The organism is Streptomyces sp. NPDC086549 (assembly GCF_044746205.1).
Taxonomy (GTDB): domain Bacteria; phylum Actinomycetota; class Actinomycetes; order Streptomycetales; family Streptomycetaceae; genus Streptomyces.
On record NZ_JBIVBS010000018.1, the window covers coordinates 86,581 to 112,277 of the forward strand.

The 25,697-nt window shown below is 71.1% G+C and carries 20 protein-coding genes; 16 read left to right on the forward strand and 4 right to left on the reverse strand.

What is annotated here, in order from left to right; genetic code table 11:
• Positions 1–90 precede the first annotated feature (90 nt).
• From ACIPSA_RS40525 to ACIPSA_RS40555, 7 genes are all read left to right on the forward strand, one after another.
• Positions 91–1,656, forward strand: a complete 1,566-nt coding sequence (locus ACIPSA_RS40525) for a DUF4192 family protein (protein WP_402644424.1) — start codon at positions 91–93, stop codon at positions 1,654–1,656.
• A gap of 705 nt (positions 1,657–2,361) precedes the next feature.
• Positions 2,362–4,272 carry a glycogen debranching N-terminal domain-containing protein gene (locus ACIPSA_RS40530; protein ID WP_402644427.1) on the forward strand — a complete coding sequence of 637 codons (1,911 nt, stop codon included), beginning with the start codon at positions 2,362–2,364 and terminating at the stop codon, positions 4,270–4,272.
• A gap of 132 nt (positions 4,273–4,404) precedes the next feature.
• Positions 4,405–5,163: an NUDIX domain-containing protein gene (locus ACIPSA_RS40535; RefSeq protein WP_402644429.1), complete on the forward strand. Its 759-nt coding sequence runs from the start codon at positions 4,405–4,407 to the stop codon at positions 5,161–5,163.
• Between the two features lie 161 nt (positions 5,164–5,324).
• Positions 5,325–7,502, forward strand: coding sequence for an ATP-binding cassette domain-containing protein (locus ACIPSA_RS40540; RefSeq protein ID WP_402644432.1), 2,178 nt, complete (start codon positions 5,325–5,327; stop codon positions 7,500–7,502).
• Positions 7,503–7,664: 162 nt separating this feature from the next.
• A complete protein-coding gene (locus ACIPSA_RS40545) occupies positions 7,665–8,552 on the forward strand; it encodes a FadR/GntR family transcriptional regulator (RefSeq protein ID WP_402644434.1) in 888 nt (295 codons plus the stop codon).
• Positions 8,553–8,980: 428 nt separating this feature from the next.
• Entirely contained in the window at positions 8,981–10,522 is a 1,542-nt protein-coding gene (locus tag ACIPSA_RS40550; RefSeq protein ID WP_402644437.1) for an RNA polymerase sigma factor, read from the forward strand.
• A 124-nt stretch (positions 10,523–10,646) separates the two neighbouring features.
• Positions 10,647–11,507: a serine protease gene (locus ACIPSA_RS40555; protein WP_402644439.1), complete on the forward strand. Its 861-nt coding sequence runs from the start codon at positions 10,647–10,649 to the stop codon at positions 11,505–11,507.
• A 99-nt stretch (positions 11,508–11,606) separates the two neighbouring features.
• Here the strand turns inward: ACIPSA_RS40555 and ACIPSA_RS40560 are convergent, their stop codons facing one another.
• Complete coding sequence (locus tag ACIPSA_RS40560; RefSeq protein WP_402644441.1) at positions 11,607–11,837, reverse strand: hypothetical protein; 231 nt, start codon at positions 11,835–11,837, stop codon at positions 11,607–11,609.
• A gap of 439 nt (positions 11,838–12,276) precedes the next feature.
• Between ACIPSA_RS40560 and ACIPSA_RS40565 the strand changes: the two genes are divergently transcribed.
• From ACIPSA_RS40565 to ACIPSA_RS40590, 6 genes are all read left to right on the forward strand, one after another.
• Positions 12,277–14,400, forward strand: coding sequence for a type IIA DNA topoisomerase subunit B (locus tag ACIPSA_RS40565; RefSeq protein ID WP_402644444.1), 2,124 nt, complete (start codon positions 12,277–12,279; stop codon positions 14,398–14,400).
• 527 nt (positions 14,401–14,927) lie between these two features.
• A complete protein-coding gene (locus ACIPSA_RS40570) occupies positions 14,928–15,443 on the forward strand; it encodes a DUF1453 domain-containing protein (RefSeq protein ID WP_402644446.1) in 516 nt (171 codons plus the stop codon).
• Positions 15,440–16,591 carry a sensor histidine kinase gene (locus tag ACIPSA_RS40575; RefSeq protein WP_402644448.1) on the forward strand — a complete coding sequence of 384 codons (1,152 nt, stop codon included), beginning with the start codon at positions 15,440–15,442 and terminating at the stop codon, positions 16,589–16,591. The genes ACIPSA_RS40570 and ACIPSA_RS40575 overlap by 4 nt, the downstream gene beginning before the upstream one ends.
• Positions 16,588–17,265 carry a response regulator gene (locus ACIPSA_RS40580; RefSeq protein WP_402644451.1) on the forward strand — a complete coding sequence of 226 codons (678 nt, stop codon included), beginning with the start codon at positions 16,588–16,590 and terminating at the stop codon, positions 17,263–17,265. The genes ACIPSA_RS40575 and ACIPSA_RS40580 overlap by 4 nt, the downstream gene beginning before the upstream one ends.
• 69 nt (positions 17,266–17,334) lie before the next feature.
• Entirely contained in the window at positions 17,335–17,883 is a 549-nt protein-coding gene (locus ACIPSA_RS40585) for a DUF485 domain-containing protein (protein WP_402644454.1), read from the forward strand.
• The gene (locus ACIPSA_RS40590) at positions 17,880–19,484 is read left to right on the forward strand and encodes a cation acetate symporter (protein WP_402644456.1); all 1,605 of its coding nucleotides are present in this window, start codon (positions 17,880–17,882) and stop codon (positions 19,482–19,484) included. The genes ACIPSA_RS40585 and ACIPSA_RS40590 overlap by 4 nt, the downstream gene beginning before the upstream one ends.
• A gap of 69 nt (positions 19,485–19,553) precedes the next feature.
• On the opposite strand, the gene ACIPSA_RS40595 is transcribed toward ACIPSA_RS40590, so the two are convergent.
• Entirely contained in the window at positions 19,554–20,246 is a 693-nt protein-coding gene (locus ACIPSA_RS40595; RefSeq protein WP_402644459.1) for a response regulator, read from the reverse strand.
• 158 nt (positions 20,247–20,404) lie between these two features.
• Here ACIPSA_RS40595 and ACIPSA_RS40600 point away from each other — a divergent pair, with 158 nt between their 5' ends.
• The 3 genes from ACIPSA_RS40600 to ACIPSA_RS40610 all read left to right on the forward strand — a co-directional run bounded on the left by ACIPSA_RS40600 (position 20,405) and on the right by ACIPSA_RS40610 (position 23,305).
• The gene (locus ACIPSA_RS40600; protein WP_402644461.1) at positions 20,405–21,220 is read left to right on the forward strand and encodes an ABC transporter ATP-binding protein; all 816 of its coding nucleotides are present in this window, start codon (positions 20,405–20,407) and stop codon (positions 21,218–21,220) included.
• Entirely contained in the window at positions 21,210–22,073 is an 864-nt protein-coding gene (locus ACIPSA_RS40605; RefSeq protein ID WP_402644463.1) for an ABC transporter permease, read from the forward strand. Before ACIPSA_RS40600 ends, ACIPSA_RS40605 begins: the two co-directional genes overlap by 11 nt.
• 173 nt (positions 22,074–22,246) lie before the next feature.
• Complete coding sequence (locus ACIPSA_RS40610; RefSeq protein ID WP_402644466.1) at positions 22,247–23,305, forward strand: ABC transporter substrate-binding protein; 1,059 nt, start codon at positions 22,247–22,249, stop codon at positions 23,303–23,305.
• A 27-nt stretch (positions 23,306–23,332) separates the two neighbouring features.
• Here ACIPSA_RS40610 and ACIPSA_RS40615 read toward each other — a convergent pair whose 3' ends face one another.
• Complete coding sequence (locus ACIPSA_RS40615; protein ID WP_402644468.1) at positions 23,333–24,013, reverse strand: response regulator; 681 nt, start codon at positions 24,011–24,013, stop codon at positions 23,333–23,335.
• Positions 24,010–25,680, reverse strand: coding sequence for an ATP-binding protein (locus tag ACIPSA_RS40620; RefSeq protein WP_402644470.1), 1,671 nt, complete (start codon positions 25,678–25,680; stop codon positions 24,010–24,012). The genes ACIPSA_RS40615 and ACIPSA_RS40620 overlap by 4 nt, the downstream gene beginning before the upstream one ends.
• Positions 25,681–25,697 lie beyond the last annotated feature (17 nt).

The window sequence follows — 25,697 nt, forward strand, 5'->3', positions numbered from 1 at the left end:
CGGCCGGAACGTCCGGACTGTTGTCGTGTTCCTGCTCGGACTTATCCACAGGCTCAAGCGGAATCTCAAGATCCGCGAGATCGTCTGCGCATGACGAATCACAGCGAAACGACCGGACCGTCCGAAAACGGTGACGCCACCCAGCGCGGCGCACACAGCGGGCCCACCCCGGACGCCGGACGAAAGGCGGAGGCAGAACGCATGGCAGACCTCGGACCCACGGCGCACGAAAGCCAGGTCACCCTGCGAACCCCGGCCGAACTGGCCGATGCCCTGCCGTATCTGCTCGGCTACCGTCCCGAGGACAGCATCGTGCTCGTGGCCCTCCATGACCGCGGCGGACGCGGCCGCTTTGGAGGCCGGGCCCGGCTCGGCATCCCCGCGAGCACGGACGACTGGGAACCGGCCGCCCGTCAGTTGGCCCAAGGCCTGGTGGCCGGCAGCGAGCGCAGAGGTGCCCGGCCCGAGCAGATGGTCGCCTACGTCTGCCAGGAGCCGGCGAAAGGCGAGTCGGGGCGCGACGTCATGCGGCGCCTGCGTCCGCTCGCCCAGCTGCTGCGCACCGAGTGCGGGCGCCTCGACGTACCCGTCATCGAGGCACTGTGCATCTCGGACGGCCGCTTCTGGTCGTACTGCTGTCCGAACGAGGGATGCTGTCCGGACGACGGAGCGCCGATGGGGCTGCCCGGCACCTCCGTGCTCGCGGCCGCGGCCGCCTATGCCGGGATCCAAGTGCGTGGCACGCTGCGCGAGTTGCGCACCAGGCTGCTTCCCTGGGAGACCTCTGCCGCGCTGGACCAGGAGATCGTCCTGGACACGGTCGGCATGACCGTGGTGCCCAGGATCCTCGACGACGCGACCCGCGCGGACGTCGCGGAGTCGACCCTCGGCCTCGCCGAGCGCGTCGTGAACCGGTTCGCCGGAGCGCCGTCGGTGTCCGGCACACTCCCCGCGGATCTACGCGACGACGAACTGCTCACGCACGAGGAAGCGGCGACGCTGATCCTAGGCCTGCAGGACCGCACGACCCGAGACCGCGCCGCCGCGTGGATGGAGGGAGACGAGGCAGGTCCGGCCCTGCGCCTCTGGCGCGCCCTGGCCCGCCGATGCGTCGGACCGTACGGCGAACACGCCGCGGCACCCCTCACCCTCGCGGGGTGGGTCGCATGGTCGACCGGAGACGACCTCGAAGCCAGGGAGGCCCTGGCGATGGCGCTGGGCGCGGACCCGGACTACCTGTTCGCCCGCCTGCTGCACCAGGCCTGCAACGAGGGCCTGGACCCGGAGACGGTCCGCCGCTGTCTGCGCGCCGAGCGTGCGGGACACGCAGATGCGGAATCCGGATCGGAAACGACGAGCGAGGACGATGCGGCGGCGGCGAGGCACGGCGCCTCGGAGCCCGGCCCCCGTCGACGGCACCGCGCGCGTCCCACCGACGGCACCGACAGCATCCCGCGCCCGGCACGGGCGGACAGCCGGCGGCCCAGGCCCGACGGCACGCATGCACGCACCCCGGCCCCGGGACGTACGCGTCCCGGCGCCTCACGGCGGGACGGTACGCGCACGCGTGCGGCGGGGAAGGACGGCAAGCGACCTGGCGACGCCGCATCAGAAGGCACCCGGTCCGGAAGCAGCGCCACAGAGGGGGATGCATGAGCGACGGCTCGGGTCCTCCCCTGCTCGTACGGTGCCTGCGCCGACTGACCGAATGGGGGCGAGCCGGTGCCGGCGGCCTGTTGCCACTGCGCCGGTACCGGCAGCGGCCGTCCGGCCCGAAGGACGCACCCGCGCAGCCGCGACGCCGCCATTTGGTCGGCTTCCCCGACGGGAGGCGTGACCCGGAGGAGTCCCCTTCCGTTCACCTGGGTGGTGGTACCCCCGGACGGGCCGCGCCGCCGCACGTCCGTTGTTCCTTCGGAGACCCCCACCTGGCGCCGAGCACGTCCGAGGCGCACAGAGCGCAGAAGAAACCACCCCATGCACCAGCTCACTCCACCCTCTGCAACCGACGACAACCACCCTGCCCCGGGGATGCCCGTGCCGTCCCCGCCGGACGGCGCCGGCCCCACGGGACCGGGCGGCACGGAGGTTCCGGCCCCGCCGCAGAATCAGGGACCCAACCCCATGCCGTCCTCGGGGCGTGCCGGGCCCGTGCCACTTCCCACGGAACAGTCCCACCGGTCGTCAACCGCCTCACAGGGCCCGGCCTCGTCGACGCCTCGAGGCTGGTTCCCGCCTGCGCCCGTGAGCCGGGCCCCTCGCCCACCCGTGTCCCCGCCGCAGGGGGCCGCCGTACGCGCGCCGCTTCCGGCCCCCCGACGCTCCGCCGACCTCCCTCCCACTCACACGGCGCTGATCTGTGTGGCCTTGCCGGGCCTCGCCATCTCCACGGATCAGGGGCAGCTGGCCGGGCGGGGGCTGGAGGGGTTCTACCGAGCGGGCCGACGGCTGCTCTCGCGCTGCCAGGTCCGCGTCGCCGGCCGCGAGCCGCTGGCCGTCCAGGCCAGGATGACCGCGGCCGACCGGGCCCGGTTCGTGGGGACCCTGCGCACCACCCCGGCCGCCGGCCCGGACCCGGACGTCGTGGTCGAGCGGATCCGGCACGCGGACGGCACCGAACGCATCACCTTCCGCAGTGCGGCCCTCCGCCCCCTGCGGCTGCCGGTCGAGGTGGCCCTCGGCACGGACCTCGCGGACCTGAGCGCCATCGCCTCCGGCGACGCGGGCCCCGAACTGCCCGCCACGGTTCACGACTCCGGCCTGCGCTGGACCAGCACCGCCGGGAGCGCCTTGGTCACGGCACACCCGCCGCCCGCCGACGCCCTGGCCTCGGCGGGACTGCTGCGGTGGGAGTTCGAACTCCCACCGGGGGGAACGGCCACCGTGGAACTGCGAGTGCGGCCGGACGGGGCGGGACCGCTCAGGGCTGTGGGCCGTTCCGCCACGAGTCCCTTGGCGCCCGCCCGGGCGGCGGGCGACGACCCCAGGGTTCCGGCCCTGATGCGGACGAGTATCGAGGACCTCCAGGTCTTGCTCCTGCGTGACCCGGCGCACCCCTCCGACACCTATCTCGCGGCAGGGGCGCCCTGGCGCTGCGGTATGGCCCCGGCCGAGGCGCTGACCGCCGCGCGGATGACGCTGCCCCTCGGCACCCGGCTCGCCGCAGGCACACTGCGCATCCTCGCCCGTACGCAACTCACGGCCGCAGGACCGCAGCAGGGCATGATCCCCGGACCGCGACGCGACGCGGGCCCGCACGTGCCGCCGGTCTGCACGGGTACGGAGGCCACACTGCTGTTCCCCGCCCTGCTCGCGGAGGCGCGCCGCTGGGGGCTCCCGGAACAGGAGGCCGAGGAGCTGCTGCCCGCGGCCGAGCGGTGTCTGACCTGGCTGCGGACCACCGTGAGCGACAGCACGTACCTGTGCGACCCGCAGCCCGGAGGCCTCATCCGTTGCGCGACGCAGGCCCATGCCCATCGCGCGGCCCTGCTGGGTGCCGACCTCCTGGACGCGTACGGCAGGCCCGGCGGCTCCGAACTGCGGCAGTGGGCGCGGGAACTGCGGGCGGCGTTCCGGGAGGGCTTCTGGACCGCGGACCTGGGCGGCGGTCGACCGGCGGCGGCCCTTGCACCGGACGGACGCCCCCTTGCACACCTCGACGCTGCCGCAGTCCATCTCCTGGACACCGGCCTGCTCGGCGCGGGAGAACTGGCGCCCGGTCTGCTCGACAGGGTGCAGACCGAACAGCTCGCCCGGCTGCTCGGGGGACCTGCCATGGACTCGGGCTGGGGACTGCGCGGACTGGGCGCGAAGGAGGCGGGACACAACCCGTTCGGCCACCGGGCCGGAGCCGTACGCGTCCAGGAGACGGTGCTCGCCGTCGCCGGGCTGTCCGCCGCGGGCTACGAGAAGGAGGCCGACGGCCTGCTGCACGGTGTCCTGGCGGCGGCCGAGCACTTCGGTCACCGGCTGCCCGAGATGTACGCGGGGGAACAGCGCGCCGACGGGAGCGCCCCCGTTCCCCATCCGGCGGCCTGCCGCCCGGCGGCCACGGCGGCGGCCTCCGGAGTGCTGCTCCTCACCGCGCTCGCGGGCATCCGTCCGGACACGCCGGCCCGGACGGTCACCCTGCGTCCCACGCGCAGCGCTCCCCTGGGCGAGATCGGCTTCATGGGGCTGCGGATCGCCGGTGCCCCCTTCTCCGTACGGGTCAGCCGACTCGGACTCGCCATGGTCGAGGAGGCGGCGGACGGCCTCCAGTTGGGGGTGTGACCTCGTACGACACGACCCGCACGAAATACGGGAGCCGCCTCATGGACCCCATACCGGAACGGAAGCGGATCAGCCTCCGCTGCGCTCGGCGAAGGGAGTGTTTATCGTCAGGCAGACGACTATGATCGCCGCATGCCCTACGACCCGTCAGCCTTTCCGCCCTTCGCCGTCACCGTGGACCTGGTCGTGCTGACCGTGCGCCGCCATGCCCTGTGCGCGCTGGCGGTGCGCAGGGGGGAGCCCCCGTTCCAGGGGCGCTGGGCGCTGCCGGGCGGCTTCGTACGGGTCGACGAGGACCTGGCACAGGCTGCGGCACGCGAGCTCGCCGAGGAGACAGGGCTGCAGGCCCACGATCCCTTCGCCCCGGTCCAGGACGGCGGTGCCCACCTCGAGCAGCTCGCGACCTACGGCGACCCCAAGCGGGACCCGCGTATGCGCGTGGTCAGCGTCGCCCACCTCGCCCTCGCACCGGATCTGCCCGCACCCCGTGCGGGCGGCGACGCCAGCAACGCGCGCTGGGCGCCGGTGGAGGAACTGCTGCAGCAGGGCGGTTACGGCCGTGACGGCGAGCCGGTGGCGCCGCTCGCCTTCGACCACGCCCAGATCCTGGCCGACGGCGTGGAGCGGGCCCGTTCCAAGATCGAGTACTCGTCGCTGGCCACCGCGTTCTGCCCGCCCGAATTCACTGTCGGCGAGCTGCGTCGGGTGTACGAGGCCGTGTGGGGTGTGGCGCTCGACCCGCGCAACTTCCACCGCAAGGTGACCGGCACCCCCGGGTTCCTCGTCCCCACCGGCGGCACCACCACACGCCAGGGCGGCCGCCCGGCCCAGCTCTTCCGGGCCGGCGGCGCCACCCTGCTCAACCCCCCGATGCTGCGTCCCGAGGTGTGACGGAGCGGCATCAGAAGCCGGGGACCCGCAGAGCCGGGGCTCGGCCGCGGGGCGCCCTGAACTGCCGAATGGCGGACAGAAGACCGACCCGGATGGCGCTCATTACGTAATAGATCGGGTGATACCCGAAAAATCGGACGCAGCGCGCTATCTTGCTGCAGGTGATCCAGGCCTTCGGACTGACCAGCGAACCCCGCAAGGCGAACCCGCCCGCCGTCGACGACGTCTCCTTCGAGGCGCGAGAGGGCCGTGTCACCGCGCTCCTCGGAGCGCCGGGAGCGGGCAAGACGACGGCGCTCCGGCTGATGCTCGAACTCCAGCAGGGCCGCGGCATCACCTGCTTCAGAGGTCGGCCCCTGCATCGCATCGCCCAACCCTCGGGCGAGGTCGGCGTGCTCCTGGGCGACGTACCCGGGCATCCGGCCCGCTCGGTCCGGGGGCATCTGCGCATGCTGTGCGCCGCGGCGGGGGTTCCCGCCCGGCGTGCCGACGAGGTCCTCGATGTGGTCGGCCTCGCCGGCCTGCGCGAGGAGCGCGTGGGCACGTTGTCCCGCGGCATGGACCGTCGGCTCGGCCTGGCCTGCGCCCTGCTGCCCGACCCGCACACACTCGTGCTGGACACCCTCACGGAAGGGCTGTCCGCCCGCGAGGCCCGCTGGCTGCACGGCATGCTCCGGGCGCACGCGACCCAGGGCGGCACAGTCCTGTACACCACGGCCGACCCCAAGGAAGCCGCACGCACCGCCGACCACGTCGTCACCCTGGAGTGCGGCAGGATCGTCGCCGACCAGGAGGCGGCGGAGTTCGGCCGCACCCGGCTGCGTCCCCGCGTGGCCGTCCGCAGCCCGCACGCCCCCCGCCTCGCGGTGTTGCTCGCCAAGGAGGCCCGCGCCACCCGGCGCTCCGTCGAAGTCGTCCGGGAGAGCGGCAACCGCTTGTCCGTGTACGGCAGTACAACCGCAGACGTCGGTGAGACCGCGTTCCGTCACGGCATCCTCGTGCATCAACTCGCTGACGAGACGGGCGACATGGGGCCAGGGGCTGGCGTGCTCCCGCCGGACGGGTGCGGCACTCCGCCGGCCCGTCAGTCGTCCGCAACCGAGCAGCAGGCGGCGGAACGTCCGAAGATGCCTGGCGCCAGGGTGGCCGCGGATCGGTCGGAGACGCCTCGCGGCACAACGGCCGCAGATCACCCGCAACTCCCCGACGACCTGCCCGACCCGGGCCAACCGCAGCCCCCCGACGAGCCGCAGGTGCCCGGTCCGGCGCAGTCCGTCGACGGTCCGACCGCCTCGGACGCACCGACGAGCGCAACGCCACCAGCGCTCGTCGCCGACCCGTCCCCCGCCGCGAACGAGCAGCCCCAGCCACACGCCACCGACGTCCGGGCCGTCGATGGGCCGGCGACCGATGACCGTCCGGCACCTGACAGCCTCACCCCGCTCGCCGTCGCCTCGCGTCCCCACCACACGACCGGAGTCCGGCCCCAGGTCGGCCCCTCACGCACCGCGGAGTCCCGCACTCCAGGCGATACGTCCCCTCTCCCGCCCCCCATCTCCGTTCGCCCCGCCCCCAGCCCCCTCCGTCCCCTCCGATACGAACTCCGCCGCGCCTCAGGCATCGCCACGGGCTTCGTCACCTGTGGTGCCGTGCTCGTGGTGTCCGCGCTCGCCGCCGTGCTGCTCGCTCGCCTCGGCCACACCCCGCAGGGGCGCCTGTTCGCGGCGTGGCCGCGGGAGCTGCCCCTGCCGCCCGCGGCGCTCGGCGCGGGGCTCCTCGGCGCGCTGGCCTTCGGCGACGAGTTCCGCCACCCCGCCCTGGCGGCGGATCGCGGCACCGTGCCCCGCCGACTGGGGCTGCTCACCGCGAAACTCCTCGTCTCCGGGGCCACGGCGCTGATGCTGGCCTTCCTCGCCGTGGGCTGCGACGCCGAAGCGCTCTATCTCGTGTACGGCCGGGAGCTCACGCAGGTTCCCGCCGACTGGCTTTCGATGGCCGTGAGTTGGTTCGGACTCATGACCGGGTGCGCCTGGGCCGGAGTGCTGGCCGCGGGCGTCTTCCGGTCCACCACGGCCGGGCTCGCCGCGGTGCTCGCCGTACCCGTGGTGGTCGTGCCCCTGGTACAGAAGGTGCTGGAGGGCCCGGCGGTGCGGACGGCGGCGGGGTTTCCGGTGCGCATGCGGAAGGTCTTCCTGGTGCAGTGGCCCTTCGGGGGAGAGCGCTATCTGACCGGAGCGGTCCGGATGCTCGCTCAACCCGTGGGCGGAGCACTGACGTTGTCGCTGACCGCCCTGCTCTGCGCGTATCTGTTCACGACCCTGCGGAGCAGGGTCCGATGACGACCGTCCGTACGCTTCCGATCCTGCCGTGCGCACAACTCCCCGGAGCGCGCCCATTTCTTTCCGATAAGGCGTCAATTGCGACGGGGTGAGCGATCACCCTTTCGTGTGCTTTTCACCAAAGACCTCAAGGGAGTTGGAGACGGCGCCGACAAAGGATCCGTGAGTACCCTTGCGCACACCATGATGACCGCCGCCCGCTCCGCAGACTCTGGTCTCGTCGGCCCGGGCGAACTCGACCGCTACCCCTACGCGGAGGCCCCCGCCGTCGACCGCGTCGGAGCGCCTGTCTGGGACGGTGCGGAACCCGAGCTGGGCCGTGTGGGCCGGCGCACCGCGGGCAGCCGCGGACGCGGACTGCACGGCCAACTCGTTCAGCAGCTGGGCCAGATGATCGTCTCGGGCGACCTGGGCGCGGACCGCCCGCTCGTGCCCGAGGAGATCGGCCAGCGCTTCGAGGTCTCCCGCACCGTCGTCCGCGAGTCCCTCCGCGTCCTGGAGGCCAAGGGCCTGGTCAGCGCCCGCCCGAACGTCGGCACGCGCGTGCGTCCCGTCAGCGACTGGAACCTCCTAGACCCGGACATCATCGAGTGGCGGGCCTTCGGGCCGCAGCGCGACGACCAGCGGCGCGAGCTGAGCGAGCTGCGCTGGACGATCGAGCCGCTCGCCGCGCGCCTCGCCGCCGGGCACGGACGCGAGGACGTCCAGCAGCGCCTCTCCGACATGGTCGAGATCATGAGCCATGCCATGGGGCAGGGCGACGCGCTCACCTTCTCCCGCGCCGATTCCGAGTTCCACGCGCTGCTCATCCAGATCGCGGGCAACCGCATGCTGGAGCACCTCTCCGGCATCGTGTCGGCCGCCCTCCAGGTCTCGGGCGGCCCGGTCACCGGCTGTGACCGGCCGAACGAGTCGTCCCTGGCGCAGCACGCGCGGATCGTCGACGCCCTCGGTACCGGCGACGCCGCGGGGGCCGAGGCGGCCATGCGTCAGCTGCTGACCGTTCATCCCGAGGTGGAGCGCGTCGTACCCGCCCCGCGTGAGCACTGACGCCGACCCGCGGGCGGTGAGGTCGGAGAGTGCCGCGTCCGGGTGACGGCGACGGGTCCCGGAACCCGTCTGCCGCCGGACCCTGCCGGATCCTCTGGAGTCCGGCGGGGTCCGGCGGTACGACGAGGCGGCCTATCCGTCGGTGCGGTCCCGGTCAAGGCCATCGCCGACAGTATTTATCCGCGTCCGACTGCTTTTGAGCGCTTACGGGGTGTGACTCGGGCCACGCAGATTGGGCGTAACGCTCGCGGGATGAGCGCGATGACCTAAGAGGTGATAGCCGCGGAGGGAATACAGACGCCGTTCAAGGCGCTGTGCATCTCCCCGGCCCCCGCCCGCGCCGTCGGCCCATCCCCAAGCCGGCGGTCGGCTCCTGTCCGTCCTGGAAGGGGCCGGAAGCCGTTTTCCAACGTTCCGAGAGGTTGTTCGTGTCGGCCAGCACATCCCGTACGCTCCCGCCGGAGATCGCCGAGTCCGTCTCTGTCATGGCGCTCATTGAGCGGGGAAAGGCTGAGGGGCAGATCGCCGGCGATGACGTGCGTCGGGCCTTCGAAGCTGACCAGATTCCGGCCACTCAGTGGAAGAACGTACTGCGCAGCCTCAACCAGATCCTCGAGGAAGAGGGTGTGACGCTGATGGTCAGTGCCGCGGAGCCCAAGCGCACCCGAAAGAGCGTCGCAGCGAAGAGCCCGGCCAAGCGCACCGCCACCAAGACGGTCGCGGCGAAGACGGTGACCACCAGGAAGGCCACCGCCACCACGGCCGCCCCGGTCGCGCCCGCTGACCCTGCCGCTGTCGATCCCGCCGAGGAAGCCGCACCCGCCAAGAAGGCCGCAGCCAAGAAGGCGACCGCCAAGAAGACGGTCGCGAAGAAGACCGTCGCCAAGAAGACGGCGGCGAAGAAGACCACCGCCAAGAAGGACGACGTCGAGCTCCTCGAGGAAGAGGTGCCCGAGGAAGCCAAGGGCGCCGAGGAGCCCGAGGGCACGGAGAGCGCCGGTTTCGTGCTGTCCGACGAGGACGAGGACGACGCGCCCGCGCAGCAGGTCGCCGCGGCCGGCGCCACCGCCGACCCGGTCAAGGACTACCTCAAGCAGATCGGCAAGGTCCCCCTGCTCAACGCCGAGCAGGAGGTCGAGCTCGCCAAGCGCATCGAGGCCGGTCTGTTCGCCGAGGACAAGCTGGCGAACGCCGACAAGCTCGCGCCGAAGCTCAAGCGCGAGCTGGAGATCATCGCCGAGGACGGCCGCCGTGCCAAGAACCACCTCCTGGAGGCCAACCTCCGTCTGGTGGTCTCCCTGGCCAAGCGCTACACCGGCCGCGGCATGCTGTTCCTGGACCTCATCCAGGAGGGCAACCTCGGTCTGATCCGTGCGGTCGAGAAGTTCGACTACACCAAGGGCTACAAGTTCTCCACGTACGCCACCTGGTGGATCCGTCAGGCGATCACCCGCGCGATGGCCGACCAGGCCCGCACCATCCGTATCCCGGTGCACATGGTCGAGGTCATCAACAAGCTCGCGCGCGTGCAGCGCCAGATGCTCCAGGACCTGGGCCGTGAGCCCACCCCGGAGGAGCTGGCCAAGGAGCTCGACATGACCCCGGAGAAGGTCATCGAGGTCCAGAAGTACGGCCGTGAGCCCATCTCCCTGCACACCCCGCTGGGCGAGGACGGCGACAGCGAGTTCGGTGACCTCATCGAGGACTCCGAGGCCGTCGTCCCGGCCGACGCGGTCAGCTTCACGCTGCTCCAGGAGCAGCTGCACTCCGTCCTCGACACCCTGTCCGAGCGTGAGGCGGGCGTCGTCTCCATGCGCTTCGGTCTCACCGACGGTCAGCCGAAGACCCTCGACGAGATCGGCAAGGTCTACGGCGTGACGCGTGAGCGCATCCGCCAGATCGAGTCCAAGACCATGTCGAAGCTGCGCCACCCGTCGCGTTCCCAGGTGCTGCGCGACTACCTCGACTAGGTCGCGGTCGTACGACCGCGAAGGCCCGGTCTCCCCCGCGGGGGAGACCGGGCCTTCGCGCTGCGGAGCGCGGCGCTCTGGATCACTCTGGGTTTCCCAACAGCACTCGGAGTGAGGAGCGTGCATGCGTCGTACCTTTGCGCGGGCACTGGTGAGGCCGCTGATTCTGGCGGCCGCCACTGCCGTAATACCGCTGGTGACCGCCGTCCCCGTCGCCGCCGGCGGCGTCGTGGTGGACGGCTTTCCCGTCGATGTGTCCCAGACTCCCTGGACGGTCGCGCTGTCCAGCCGTGACCGGTTCGGAGGTACGCGGGCGGGACAGTTCTGCGGTGGCGTGGTGATCGGCCGCACCACCGTGCTGACCGCGGCCCACTGCCTGAGCGATGAGGCCCTGGGAAGCGGGTCGAACCGGGCGGGCGACCTCACGGTGATCGCGGGCCGTACGGACCTGCTGTCCGGCCAGGGCGAGGAGATCCCCGTACGCGAGGCCCGGATCAACCCGCACTACGATCCGGTCGGCAACGCCGGAGACTTCGGCGTCCTCACCCTCGCCAAACCACTGCCGCAGAGCTCGGTCATCGCCATGGCGGCCGAGGGTGACCCGGCATACACACCGGGAACGAGCGCCCTGGTCTCCGGGTGGGGCGACCTGACGGGCATCGGTGACTACACGCGGCAGTTGCACGCCGCACACGTACGCGTGCTGCCCGACGCGCTCTGCGGGGAGGCCTATCCCGGCAGTGCCGACGGCACGTACCGGGCCGACTCCATGCTGTGCGCAGGGGAAGCGCAGGGCGGCCCCGACGCGTGCCAGGGCGACAGTGGAGGCCCGCTGGTCGCCGGAGGGCGGCTGATCGGGCTCGTGTCGTGGGGCAATGGCTGCGGCCGGGCAGGGAACCCCGGGGTCTACACCCGGGTGTCCGAGGTCGCACGCGCGCTGGGCCGGACCGGCGGCCGCTCACAAGGGCCGCACAAAGCGGTCTGAGGGGCCGCGGAGGGCACGAGAACGGGCGGCCGCTCCTGGGAGGAGCGGCCGCCCGATCACCGGCCTCTGCCGGAGCTGGCTCGTCGTGGATGCGAGGTGTCAGCGCTCTTCTTCAGCGGCGGATACCGGAACGGTCGTCAGCCGCTCCGTCTCGTCCTGTATCTCAGCGGCGATCTTCTTGAGTTCCGGCTCGAACTTGCGGCCATGGTGGGCGCAGAAGAGCAGTTCTCCGCCGCTGAGCAAGACGACGCGCAGGTATGCCTGGGCGCCGCAGCGGTCGCAGCGATCGGCGGCCGTCAACGGGCTCGCGGGGGTCAGAACAGTAGTCACGTCGCCTCTTCTCTAGCTCGACGAGCTGTCGTACCAGGGTCAACATCCAACCAGCCCGAAAACGTTCCCGCTCGTGGCATTTCCTCGAAAAATCTTCCGGGGCGGCTGTCTGCTGCCGGTTGGCGGCGAATGTGCCGTATCGCGTTTCTTGTGTGCTTACGGGTTCGCGCTGTCTATCGGTTGAGGTCCCCCGGCTGGGTTGCCGGTTGTTCATGAGGACGTGCCCGGAGCCTAAATGGTTCATGCCTCGAAGGGAACGTGATATGTACTTCACTCCATCGAGGGATCGAACACGCATACGACTCTGGACTAGTCTGAGTATCAGAGTGAGGGTGGCGTTACAACGGCTCTACCAGGCCTCGGTACCCTCTGAGCGGCAACCGAAGCCGGGCCCCTACCCAAACGGGGCCCACCTGAAATTCAGCGAGGAGCGAACCGCGTGACCGCCGATACGTCCGTGCCGTCCACAGCTCTGCTGGCAGGAGCAGACCGGGACGGTTCCAACTACACCGCGCGGCACCTGCTCGTCCTTGAGGGCCTCGAGGCCGTGCGCAAGCGCCCCGGCATGTACATCGGCTCCACCGACAGCCGCGGTCTCATGCACTGCCTGTGGGAGATCATCGACAACTCCGTGGACGAGGCCCTTGGCGGCTACTGCGACCACATCGACGTGATCCTCCACGACGACGGCTCCGTGGAAGTGCGGGACAACGGCCGCGGCATCCCCGTGGACGTCGAGCCCAAGACCGGCCTGTCCGGCGTCGAGGTCGTCATGACCAAGCTGCACGCCGGCGGCAAGTTCGGCGGCGGTTCGTACGCGGCCTCCGGCGGTCTGCACGGTGTCGGTGCCTCCGTGGTCAACGCGCTGTCCGCGCGCCTCGACGTCGAGGTGGACCGCGGCGGGCACACCCACGCCATCAGCTTCCGGCGCGGCACCCCGGGTGCCTTCGCGGCGAACGGCCCGGACGCCAAGTTCGAGGCCACGGGCGGCCTGGCCAAGGCCAAGAGGATCCCCAAGACCCGCACCGGCACGCGCGTGCGGTACTGGGCCGACCGCCAGATCTTCCTCAAGGACGCGAAGCTCTCCCTGGAGACGCTCCACCAGCGTGCCCGCCAGACCGCCTTCCTGGTGCCCGGCCTCACCATCGTCGTCCGTGACGAGTACGGCCTGGGCGAGGGCGGCAGCAAGGGCGAGGAGTCCTTCCGCTTCGACGGCGGCATCAGCGAGTTCTGCGAGTACCTGGCGACCGACAAGCCGGTCTGTGATGTCCTCCGCTTCTCCGGACACGGCACCTTCAAGGAGACCGTGCCGGTCCTGGACGAGCACGGCCAGATGACGCCCACCGAGGTGACCCGCGAGCTCGCCGTCGACGTCGCGCTGCGCTGGGGGACCGGGTACGACGCGACCCTCAGGTCGTTCGTCAACATCATCGCCACCCCCAAGGGCGGCACCCACGTCGCCGGCTTCGAGCAGGCCGTCAAAGAGACGATGAACGACGCGCTGCGCGCCAAGAAGCTGCTGCGCGTCGCCGAGGACGACATCGTCAAGGACGACGCCCTGGAGGGGCTTACCGCAGTCGTCACCGTCCGTCTCGCCGAACCGCAGTTCGAGGGTCAGACCAAGGAGGTCCTCGGCACGTCGGCCGCCCGCCGGATCGTGAACAACGTGATCTCCAAGGAGCTCAAGGCCTTCCTGACCTCCACCAAGCGCGACGCGGCCGCCCAGGCCCGGGTGGTCATGGAGAAGGTGGTGGCCGCCGCCCGTACGCGCATCGCGGCCCGCCAGCACAAGGACGCGCAGCGGCGGAAGACGGCCCTGGAGTCGTCGTCCCTGCCCGCCAAGCTCGCCGACTGCCGAAGCGACGACGTCGAGCGCAGCGAGCTGTTCATCGTCGAGGGAGACTCCGCGCTGGGTACGGCGAAGCTGGCCCGGAACTCCGAGTTCCAGGCGCTCCTGCCGATCCGCGGCAAGATCCTCAACGTCCAGAAGTCGTCCGTGACGGACATGCTGAAGAACGCCGAGTGCGGCGCGATCATCCAGGTCATAGGGGCGGGCTCGGGCCGGACCTTCGACCTCGACGCCGCCCGGTACGGCAAGATCATCATGATGACGGACGCCGATGTGGACGGCTCCCACATCCGGTGCCTGCTGCTGACGCTGTTCCAGCGCTACATGCGGCCCATGGTCGAGGCCGGCCGGGTCTTTGCCGCGGTGCCGCCGCTGCATCGCATCGAGCTCGTCCAGCCGAAGAAAGGCCAGGACAAGTACGTCTACACCTACTCGGACCGTGAGCTGCGCGACAAGCTCATGGAGTTCCAGAGCAAGGGTGTCCGGTACAAGGACTCCATCCAGCGCTACAAGGGTCTGGGCGAGATGGACGCGGACCAGCTGGCCGAGACCACGATGGACCCGCGCTACCGAACCCTGCGCCGGATCAACCTCTCCGACCTGGAGGCCGCCGAGCAGGTCTTCGATCTGCTGATGGGCAACGACGTCGCGCCCCGCAAGGAGTTCATCTCCAGCTCGGCGGCGACGCTGGACCGGTCGCGGATCGACGCGTAGGCGCTGCGCTGAGCCTCGGGCTGGGGCTGGGCCCCAGGCCGAGGCGGGCACGCGGCAGGCCGTGCCGGGCCCGGACCGGGAGGCGCCCGTTGCGTCGGGAGTGTCCGGGTGTCGGTGTCGGGGGCGGCAGCGCTTGGCACGGGTGGTGGTGAGGCCTCGGGGCACGGCGGGTTACGGCGCGGGGCCTCCCGATGCCGGGCCCGGACCTGCCCGGTCCGTCGTCCGGTCGTACCGGGCCGGGTCCGGCCGGGGTCTTCGATACCCCCGGACACGCGGAATTGCGGGGGCCGCGCGTGCGGGGCCTCAGGGCCAGGCTCGGTCGTGGCAGCGCTCCCGCTGCCCCGGGCGCGAGCCCGGCCGGGCGTTGCGGGTCGGTTCTTCTCCACCCGCGGGTGGAGAGCGGAGGGCCGTGAGGATCCACCCGCGATCCACCCCGGCTCCGATGAGCTGACCTGCGAATTTCCGTAGCGTCGAAGGCGTCGGCAGGACTCGCTGCCGGCCTCCCTTTCCCGCTCACGGAGGCTCTGATGCCCGGGCTCGTCAACGCGTTGGTGATCGTCGCCGTCGTCGCGCTGGTGGTCGTACGACAGTTCCGCGCCCGCCCGATCGACACCGACCGGCGCTGGTGGGTCGTGCCCGTGGTCCTCGCGTTCCTGGCGCTGCGCGAGCCCGGCATACTCGACGCCCACCACCGGGTGGGGTCCGCTGTGCTGCTGTCCGCGGAGGTGCTGACAGGCCTGGCCACCGGTGCCGGCTGGGCCTGGACGACCCGGGTGTGGACGGAACCGGACGGTGTCGTCTGGACCAAGAGCACCAAGGCGAGCGCGGTCGTCTGGGGCATCGGCATCTGTCTGCGCGTCGGCCTCTTCGCACTCGGCGGCATGCACCAGGACAGTTCCGCGCTCATGGTCGGCCTCGCGGGCACCCTGCTGGTTCGCTCCGGGGTCCTGGCCTGGCGTGCGCGGTCGCTGGAGGCGTCCGCCGTACAGGGCGCGGCGTACGGTGACAGCGTGGCCCGGCCGGCGTGGAAGGAGCTTGCATGACCGAGAACGCCTGGACGCGCTGGCCCTCGCGCGAGGCACTCGGCCGCGAGGGAACTTCACAACCCCGGCGGATGCTCGCCTGGGCCGTGAGGGTGCTGGTGATCGCCATACTGCTGTGGGGGGCTTTCGACGCGCGGCACGCTCATGCCTGGGGAGCGGCGGCCGCCGCCGGGGGCGTCATCGTGGCCGCCGTCGTCTCCTGGGCTTTCTTCCGCACGACCTACGCGCACCGACTCCTGCCCTCCCTGGCCCTCATCAGCGTGCTGCTGGGCATCGCGGTCGCGGCACAGGCCACGGGGTTCAGGGGACCGGCCCTCGTGCTCTGGTGCGGCTGCGGCATCTCCGCCCTGGAGCGACTGCCCTTGGGCGCCGCTCTGCCCGTGGCCTCCGTGGCCCTCGCCTCGTACTCGGCATTCAACAACGACGTGTGGCTGACCACTGCCGCCACCGTCGTGGGTATGGCACTCGCCGGCTACGTCCTCCGCCTGGACGCCGAGGCGCGGGGCAGCGCCCAGCGCCTGCTCGCCCAGGAGCGCGCCGCCCGGGCGGCCGAGGCGGAGTCGGCGGCACTGGCGGAGCGGGCCAGGATCGCGCGGGAGATCCACGACGTACTCGCGCACAGCCTGTCGGCCCAGCTCGTGCACCTGGAGGCGGCCCGGCTGCTGATCGAGCGCGACGCCGACAGGGAACAGATCCTCGAACGGGTGGTGGCGGCGCGGGGAATGGCTCGGGACGGCCTCGCCGAGACCCGCCAGGCGCTCTCCGCGCTGCGCGGCGAACTGACCCCGCTGGAGGACTTCCTGAACGAACTCGTCAGCGCGGCCGACGGCGCCGAGGTCACTGTCACGGGTGAGTGCAGAGCGCTGACCGCGGAGGCGTCGCAGGCCGTACGCAGGGTCGCCCAGGAAGCCGTGACGAACGTCCGCAAGCACGCCCACGGTGCCAGAGTCCAGGTGCGGCTGGACTACGGCGACCACGAAGTGACCCTGGACATACGGGACTCCGGCGGCAGGCCGGGCGAGCTGGCGGGGTCCGGAGCCGGGTACGGTCTGCTGGGGATGCGGGAGCGAGCCGAACTGCTGGGCGGTTCGCTGGAGGCCGGGCCGGACGAGGAAGGTTTCATGGTGACGTTGAAGGTGCCCGCATGACCGAGGAGGCAGGGCAGAAGCCCGCGCGGGTTGTCGTGGCGGACGACCAGACCGTGGTCCGGGAAGGCATCGTGATGCTGCTCGGGCTGCTGCCGGGGATCGAGGTGGTCGGTGCCGCGGGCGACGGGGACGAGGCGGTGAAGCTGGTCGCCGAACTCGCCCCGGACGTGGTCCTGATGGACCTGCGGATGCCCCGCTGCAACGGTGTGGAGGCGACCCGGCGGATCCGGGCGGAGCACCCCGGGACCCAGGTCGTGGTGCTCACCACGTACGCGGACGACGAGTCGCTGTTCCCCGCGCTGCGAGCGGGGGCGCGCGGCTATCTCACCAAGGACGCGGGCGGCGACGAGATCGTGCGAGCCGTGCAGAGCGTGCTGTCCGGGGAGGCAGGGCTGTCGCCGAGCGTCCAACGGCGGCTGCTGGAGCGGCTGTCGGAGCCGGAGCCGAGGCCGGCGCCCGCCGAGTCCGACGGACTGACGGCGCGGGAGACCGAGGTCCTGGTGCTGATCGCCGAGGGCCTGACCAACCAGGAGATCGCCCGTCGGCTGCATGTCTCGACGGCGACGGTGAAGACCCACATCAACAACCTCTTCGCCAAGACGGGACTCAAGGACCGCGCCCAGGCGGTGCGTTACGCGTACGGGAAGGGCCTGGCCCGCCCACCAGCGGGTTGAGTCACCTGATGGGGTGAAGAGCCGGGGGAAGAAGAGTCGGGGATCTTCCCGGTCTGTCCATGCTTGGGCATGCAGTCAAGCAATGGCCGTTCCCGCGAAGGCGGAGGCGGTCCCGAGAGTTCGGCCGGGAACCACGAAGACCAAGACCCGGCTTCCCACGAAGTGGGATACGAGGACCCCTGGTACGACGCACTGGCGTCCGGCTGGGGCGAGCTGGACGGCACGGGTGTGCCTGCTCCCGTCGTGCCGGGCGCGCGCGAGGAGCGGGACGGGGCTGCCGTTCGCGCGCGTGACGTGTATCTGGAGGTGCAGCGCAGCGCGGCGTTCCAGGAGGTGCGCAGCCGGTACCGCAGATTCGTGGTGCCCGGGGTCGCCGTCTTCTTGGCCTGGTACTTGGGCTATGTGGTCACCGCGACGACGGCGCCCGCGTTCATGGCCACGCCCGTGGTGGGTGCCGTGAACGTGGCGATGCTCGCCGGTCTCGGGCAGTTCCTCAGCACCTTCCTGCTCACCTGGGCCTACGCCCGGCACGCACGGTTGCACAGGGACAGAGCCGCGCTCGACCTGCGCTGGGACACACAGGAGCTGACGCGCGGGGTCCGGGGCGGTGCGTCATGACGGGTCATCACCAAGCCTTGGCACTGCTGCTGTTCAGTGGATTCGTGGCCGTCACCCTGGCGATCACGACGTGGGTCAGCCGCAACCGCCGTGGCTCCGCCGAGGAGTTCTACGCCGGCGGGCGGCTCTTCTCACCCATGGAGAATGGTTTTGCCATCGCAGGGGACTATATGTCGGCCGCTTCCTTCCTTGGAGTCACCGGGCTCATTGCCCTGTTCGGGTACGACGGGCTGCTGTATGTGGTGGGCTTCCTGGTCGCCTGGCTGGTGGTGCTGTTCCTCGTCGCCGAACTGGTCCGCAACTGCGGGCGGTTCACGCTGGCCGACGTGGTGGCGGCACGGATGAGCGAGCGACCGGTGCGGATCGCGGCGGGAACTTCCTCGGTCACCGTGTCCGTTCTGTATTTGGTGGCGCAAATGGTGGGAGCGGGCAGCCTGGTCGTGCTGCTGCTCGGGCGGACGGGCGAGGCAGCGCAGGCGTGGACCGTCATCGGGGTCGGCGCGCTCATGGTGATCTATGTGTCGTTGGGAGGGATGCGGGCCACCACGTGGATTCAGATCGTGAAGGCGGTTCTGCTGCTCGGCGGGACGATCGTGCTGACGGTGCTCGTCCTGGCGCGGTTCCATGGCGACGTCGACCAGCTGCTGATCACGGCTGCGGAGCGCAGCGGTCATGGGGAAGCGTTCCTGGCGCCAGGCCTCAAGTACGGCGGGGACTGGACCGCGCGGTTCGACTTCATCAGCCTGGGGCTCGCGCTGGTGCTGGGCACGGCCGGGCTGCCGCACATCCTGTCCCGCTTCTACACCGTGCCGACGGCGCGGGCCGCCCGTCGTTCGGCGGTGTGGGCGATCGGGCTGATCGGCGGCTTCTACCTGATGACGTTCGTGCTCGGGTTCGGGGCGGCAGCGCTCGTCGGACCGGAGGCCGTGCGCGGCTCGAACGCCGCCGGGAACACCGCGGTTCCGCTGCTGGCGCTCGACCTGGGCGGCGGCGCCGACTCCACCGGTGGGACGGTTCTGTTCGCGATCGTCGCAGCGGTCGCCTTCGCCACGATCCTCGCGGTGGTCGCCGGGATCACGCTCGCCTCCTCCGCATCGGTGGCCCACGACCTGTACGCCTCGCTGCGGCGCGGGCGGGGCAAGCGCGGCCGCGAGCCGCACAGCGAGGTGGCCGTGGCGCGGGTCGCGGCGGTCGGCGTCGGCCTCGTGGCGATCGCGCTGAGCCTGCTGGCCCGCGACCTCAACGTGGCCTTCCTGGTGGGCCTGGCCTTCGCCGTGGCCGCGTCGGCGAACCTGCCGGTGCTGCTCTACTCGCTGTTCTGGCGCGGATTCACGACGCGGGGCGCGGTGTGGGCCGTATACGGCGGGCTCGTTCCGGCGCTGGCGCTCGTCGTGCTGTCCCCGGTGGTGTCCGGCAGCCCGGGTTCGCTGTTCCCGGATGTCGACTTCCAGTACTTCCCGCTGCAGAACCCCGGCATCGTCTCCATCCCGCTGGGCTTCCTTTCGGGCTGGCTGGGGACGGTCACCTCGGCCGAGATTCCGGACGAGGGCAGGCACGCGGAGACCGAGGTGCGGTCGCTGACCGGAGCGGGGGCGGTGTAGGCGCGGTCCCTGTGCCGGGACGGCGAACCATCACGGTGCCCGTCCGTGCCCCCGGCAGCGAGTGAGCGGCTACGGAGCCACCCAGGCGTACCGGTGCTCCGGCCGCCCCGTGTCGCCGTACTTCAGGGAGAGGCGGAGCCTGCCGGCCTGTTCCAGGTGGCGGAGGTAGCGCTGGGCCGTGGACCGGCTCAGCCCCGTCTCGGCGGCGACCTCGTGGGCGGACAGCGGGTGGCCGGCGCGGTGCAGGACGCCGCAGATGAGGTCCGTGGTGGGCTCCGAGTGACCGCTGGGCAGGCCGGGTGCGCTCGGTGCGGGTGAGGTCCTCAGCGCGCCGAAGATCCGGTCGACCTGCTCCTGTCCCGTCAGGCCCCGGCCACCGACCCGGTCGACGGTGCGGCGCAGGGCGGCGTAGGAGTCCAGGCGGGTGCGCAGGGCGGCGAATGTGAACGGCTTGACCAGGTAGTGCAGGGCGCCCAGACGCATCGCCTTCTGCACGGTCGCCACGTCGCTGGCCGCCGTGATCATGATGACGTCGGTGCCATGGCCCTGCTCCCGCATCCGGTGGACGAGTTCGAGGCCGGTCCGGTCCGGCAGATAGTGGTCGAGCAGAACCAGGTCGATGGCCCCGCGCTCCACAGCGGCCAGGGCCTGGGCGGCGCTGTGCGCGCGGGCGGCCACCCGGAAGCCGGGAACCTTTCCCACGTACTTGGCGTTTATCTCGGCGACACGGAAGTCGTCGTCCACCACCAGGACGTTGATCATCAGGCCTCTCCTTCAAGGCCGGCGAGCGTTAAGCCCGTGTTTCGTGCTCCGCAGTTGTAGCGCGCGCAAAATGAGCACAACAGGTTCTTGCGAGCAAAAGAACGGCTTGCGCTCACAAGACTGCTGTTGTGGCCCGGGCCACACCTACCGTCCCGGCCATGAGCGCAGACACCAGCCCCGCCATCCAGTTGCGGGGCGCGAGCAAGATCTTCAGGACCCCGTCGGGGGGTCTGCACACGGCCGTCCGGGACCTAGACCTCACCGTCGGACGCGGTGAGTTCGTGGCCGTCGTAGGACCGACCGGTTGCGGCAAGTCGACCACGCTGACCCTGGTCAGCGGGCTGGAGGAGCCCACCGAGGGCGAGGTGCTGGTGGCCGGGGAGCCGGTCTCCGGCGTCGGCGACAAGGTCGGCTTCGTCTTCCAGCAGGACGCCACCTTCCCCTGGCGCACGGTCCTGTCCAACGTCATGGCGGGCCCCCGCTTTCGGGGCGTGCCGAAGGCGGAGGCCAAGGAGAAGGCGCGCGACTGGCTGGCCCGGGTCGGGCTCGCCGCCTTCGAGGACCGCTATCCGCACCAGCTCTCCGGTGGCCAGCGCAAGCGCGTCGCCCTCGCCGCCACCTTCGTCAACGACCCCGAGATCCTGCTCATGGACGAGCCGTTCTCGGCGCTCGACGTGCAGACCAGGGCGCTGATGTCGGACGAACTCCTGGAACTGTGGGAGGGCACGGGCGCCTCCGTCGTCTTCGTCACCCACGACCTGGAGGAGTCCATCGCGCTCGCCGACAAGGTCGTCGTGATGACCGCCGGGCCCGCGACCGTGAAGCACGTCTTCGACATCGACCTGCCCCGGCCGCGCAAGGTCGAGTCGGTGCGTCTGGAGCCGCGCTTCATCGAGATCTACCGCGAGATCTGGGAGTCCCTCGGCGAAGAGGTCCGCATCACCCGCGAGAGGGGTGCCGCGAATGTCGCCTGAGGTCATCACCACGCCGGTTGTCGACACGGTCAAGACGCCCGACCGCGCCGAGTCCCGGGCCCGTGCCGCACGCAGACGCAAGGTCGTCGTCACCGCGGCCCGTCTGCTGCTCCTGGTCGCCGTCCTCGGCCTGTGGGAGGCGCTCTCCCGGGCCAAGGTCATCGACCCGTTCAACTTCTCGATGCCCTCGCAGATCTGGGACCAGATCTACACGTGGGTGATGCACGGGACCGCGCAGGGCTCCCTCGGCGAGCAGATCTGGTACACGCTGTACGAGGCGCTGCTCGGCTGGGTCATCGGTGTCGTCGCCGGAGTGGTCTTCGGTATCGCCCTGGGGCGGATCGCGCTCCTCGCCGACGTCCTTGGTCCCTACATCAAGGTGCTCAACTCCATACCCAGGATCGTCCTGGCCCCGATCTTCTTGATCTGGTTCGGGCTGGGCCCCGCCTCCAAGGTCGCGTCGGCCGTGGTGCTGGTGTTCTTCCCGGTGTTCTTCAACGCCTTCCAGGGCGCCCGTGAGGTCAACCGCGACCTGGTCGCCAACGCCCGGATCCTCGGCGCGAGCAATCGCAGGGTGACGCTTCAGGTGGTCATCCCGTCGGCCACCTCCTGGATCTTCACCAGTCTCCATGTCAGCTTCGGCTTCGCCCTCATCGGTGCCATCGTCGGCGAGTACATCGGCGCGACCAAGGGCATCGGCCTGCTGGTCGCCGCGTCGCAGGGCAACTTCAACGCCGCCGGTGTCTATGGCGCGATGGTCATCCTCGCGGTCGTCGCGCTCGCCGCCGAGGGCCTGCTGACCTTCGCCGAGCGCCGCATCTTCCGCTGGAAGCCGGCGAACTCCGATCACTGAGCCCGGCCCGCTGAGCCCGGCCCGCTGAGCCCGGCCCGCTGAGCCCGGCCCGCTGAGCCCGGCCCGCTGAGCCCGGCCCGCTGAGCCCGGCCCGCCGTGCGCAGCCCCGATGCCGAGCACTCCCCAGACACCCCCCTTCTCCGCACCGCCCTCTCACAAGGACGTGAACCGCCATGCGCAAGACCGCCAGATACGCCTCGCTCGCCGCCACCGGCCTGCTCGCCCTCTCCTCGCTCACCGCGTGCGCCAATGACGCGGCGAGCACCGCCTCCGCCGGCTCCGGCAGCAAGGGCGACGGCAAGGGCACGAAGGTCAAGATCATGGTCGGTGGCCTGGACAAGGTCATCTACCTGCCGGCGATGCTGACCCAGCGGCTCGGCTACTTCGACTCCGAGGGCCTCGACGTGGAACTGCTCAGCGAGCCCGCCGGTGTCCAGGCCGAGACCGCGCTCGTCTCCGGCCAGGTCCAGGGCGCCGTCGGCTTCTACGACCACACCCTCGACCTCCAGGTGAAGGGCAAGGCCGTGGAGTCCGTCGTGCAGTTCTCGCACGCCCCCGGCGAGGTGGAGGTCGTCTCCACCAAGAAGGCCGGGGACATCACCTCGCCCAAGGACTTCAAGGGCAAGAAGCTCGGCATCACCGGTCTCGGCGCCTCGACCGACTTCCTCACCAAGTACCTCGCCGTCAAGAACGGCGTGAAGATCAGCGACTTCACTTCGGTCGCCGTGGGGGCGGGCCCGACGTTCATCGCGGCGCTCCAGCAGGGCTCGATCGACGCCGGCATGACGACCGACCCGACCGTGGCCGCCGTCCTGGACAAGAAGGCCGGAAAGGTCCTCCTGGACATGCGGACGCCCGAGGGGTCGCAGGAGGCGCTGGGCGGTCCGTACCCCTCGTCAAGTCTGTACATGCAGACGGACTGGGTGAACAGCCACAAGGACACCGTCCAGAAGTTGGCCAATGCATTCGTCAAGACGCTCAAGTGGATGTCGACCCACAGCGCGTCCGAGATCGCGGCCAAGATGCCCGCCGACTACTCCCAGGGTGGCAAGACGCTCTACGCCGAGGCCATCAAGAGCACGCTGCCGATGTTCACCGACGACGGCGTGATGCCCGCGAACGGTCCGGAGACCGTCGAGAAGGTCCTCAAGGCGTTCAACCCGAACATCCAGAACGCCAAGGTGGACCTGAGCAAGACTTACACGACCGAGTTCGTCGACGCCGCGAAGTAGACCGGCGGACGGACCCACGAGCCGCGATCAGACGCGGGTCGCCCACACGTAACGGTGTTCCGGGCGGCCCGCGTCGCCGTACTTGAGGGTCAGCCGGGCTCGTCCTGTGCGTTCCAGGAGCTTCAGATAGCGCTGGGCGGTCTGCCGGCTCACCCCGGTCCGTTCGGCGATCTCCTGGGCCGACAGCGGGCCCTGGGCGCTCATCAGGGACTGGCGGACCAACTCGGCGGTGGTGGGGGAGTGCCCCTTGGGCAGCCCCGGCTCCGCCGGCGCGGACAGCGCGCCGAAGATGCGGTCCACCTCGGCCTGTTCGGCCTCGCCGCCGCCGTCCAGGGTGCGACGCAGCTGCGCGTACGCCTCCAGCTTGGCCCGCAGGCCCGCGAAGGCGAACGGCTTGACCAGGTACTGCAGGGCGCCGTGCCGCATCGCCGCCTGCACGGTCGTCACGTCCCGTGCCGCCGTGACCATGATGACGTCGGTCTGGTGGCCGCGCCGGCGCATCTCCTGGACGACCGCGAGGCCCGTCTCGTCGGGCAGGTAGTGGTCCATGAGGACCAGGTCGAGCCGTGGCAGCGTCTCCAGCCGACGCAGCGCCTCGGCCGCGTTGTGCGCCTCGCCGGCCACATGGAAGCCCGGCACCTTCTGCACGTAGGCGGCGTTGACCCGTGCGACCCGGGTGTCGTCGTCCACGACCAGGACCTCGATCATCGCGCCTCCTCCTCGGCAGGGGGCTCCAGCTGTGCGGTGAGCGCCGGTTCCAGTTCCGGCTCGGTCAGGGCCTCCGGGAGCACGACCGTGAACTCGGCGCCCCCGCCGTCCGCCTCGCTCACCGTCGTGCTCCCGCCCTGCCGTTCGGCGAGCCGGCGCACCAGGGAGAGCCCTATGCCGCGCTTGCCGTGCGCGGGCGGCTCCTTGGTGGACCACCCCTCGGTGAAGATCAGTTCCCGTTGCTCGGCCGGGATCCCGGGGCCGGTGTCGCGTACCCGGAGGACGGCCGTACGCCCCTCGGCGCGCAACTCGACCTCCACGCGCGCGTGTGGAGTGCCCGCGACGGCGTCGAGGGCGTTGTCCACCAGGTTGCCCACGACGGTGACCAGGCCCCTGGGGTCGATCAGCCGGTCCGGGAGCCGGGTGCGGTCCGATACCCACAGGGCGACCCCGCGCTCGGCCGCGACGGTCGCCTTGCCGACCAACAGGGCGGCGAGCAGGGGGTCCAGGATCTTCTCGGTGACCTGTTCCGCGGTGACCCGATGGTCGCCGACCACCTCTCCGACGAACTCCACCGCGTCGTCGTACATCTCCAGTTCGAGCAGGCCGAGGAGGGTGTGCATGCGGTTGGCGTGCTCGTGGTCCTGGGCACGCAGGGCGTCGATGAGGCCCCGCGTGGAGTCGAGTTCGCGGCCGAGCTGTTCCAGCTCGGTGCGGTCGCGCAGGGTGGCCACGGCCCCGCCGTCGTCGGTGGGCATGCGGTTGGTGACCAGAACCCGCTGGCCGCGGACGGTGAGCAGGTCGGTACCGGTCACCCGGCCGGCCAGGACATCCGTCGTGCGGCCGGCGCCCAGCGCCTCGTCCGGCGACCGGCCGACGGCCTCGTCGCCGATGCCCAGCAGCCGGTGCGCCTCGTCGTTCAGCAGACGTATGCGGCCGGTGCGGTCGAGGGCGACGACGCCCTCCCGGATGCCGTGCAGCATCGCCTCGCGCTCCGCGAGCAGCGCCGAGATGTCGGAGAAGGCCAGGTCCCGCGTCTGCCGCTGGACCCTGCGGGAGATGAGCCAGGCGGCCAGCGCGCCGACCGCGAGGGCACCGCCCGCGTACGCCAACAGCCCCGGGATCGCGCCGATCAGCCGGGCCCGCACGCTGTCGTACGCGATGCCCACCGAGACCGCCCCGACGATCCGGTGGTCGGCGTCGTACAGCGGCGCCTTGCCGCGGGCGGAGCGGCCCAGGGTGCCGGTGTCGATCTCCATGACCTGCTTGCCGGACAGGACCTCTTTGGGGTCGGTCGAGACGGGCAAGCCGATCTGCTGCGGGTTCGTGTGGGACCAGCGGACGCCCGACCGGTCCATCACCACGACGTACTCGGCGTGGGTGGCGTGGCGGATGCGCTCCGCCTCCTTCTGCACCGGCCCGTCGATGCTCGGCGGGGTGTTCTGAACCTGCTCCGCGATCTGCGGTTCCTGCGCGGTGGTCAGGGCGATCGCCAGCGCCCGGCGCATCGCCTCGTTGTCCAGCTGCTTGCTCAGCGGAGCCAGGAACAGCCCGGTCGCGAGCACCGCGACTCCCGCGGCGATCGCCACCTGCATCAGCAGGACCTGCGAGAACACCCGCCGAGGCAGGCCGAGGCGCAGACGGCGCGCGGGGGGAGTGGGGCTCATGCCCACGACGGTACGTG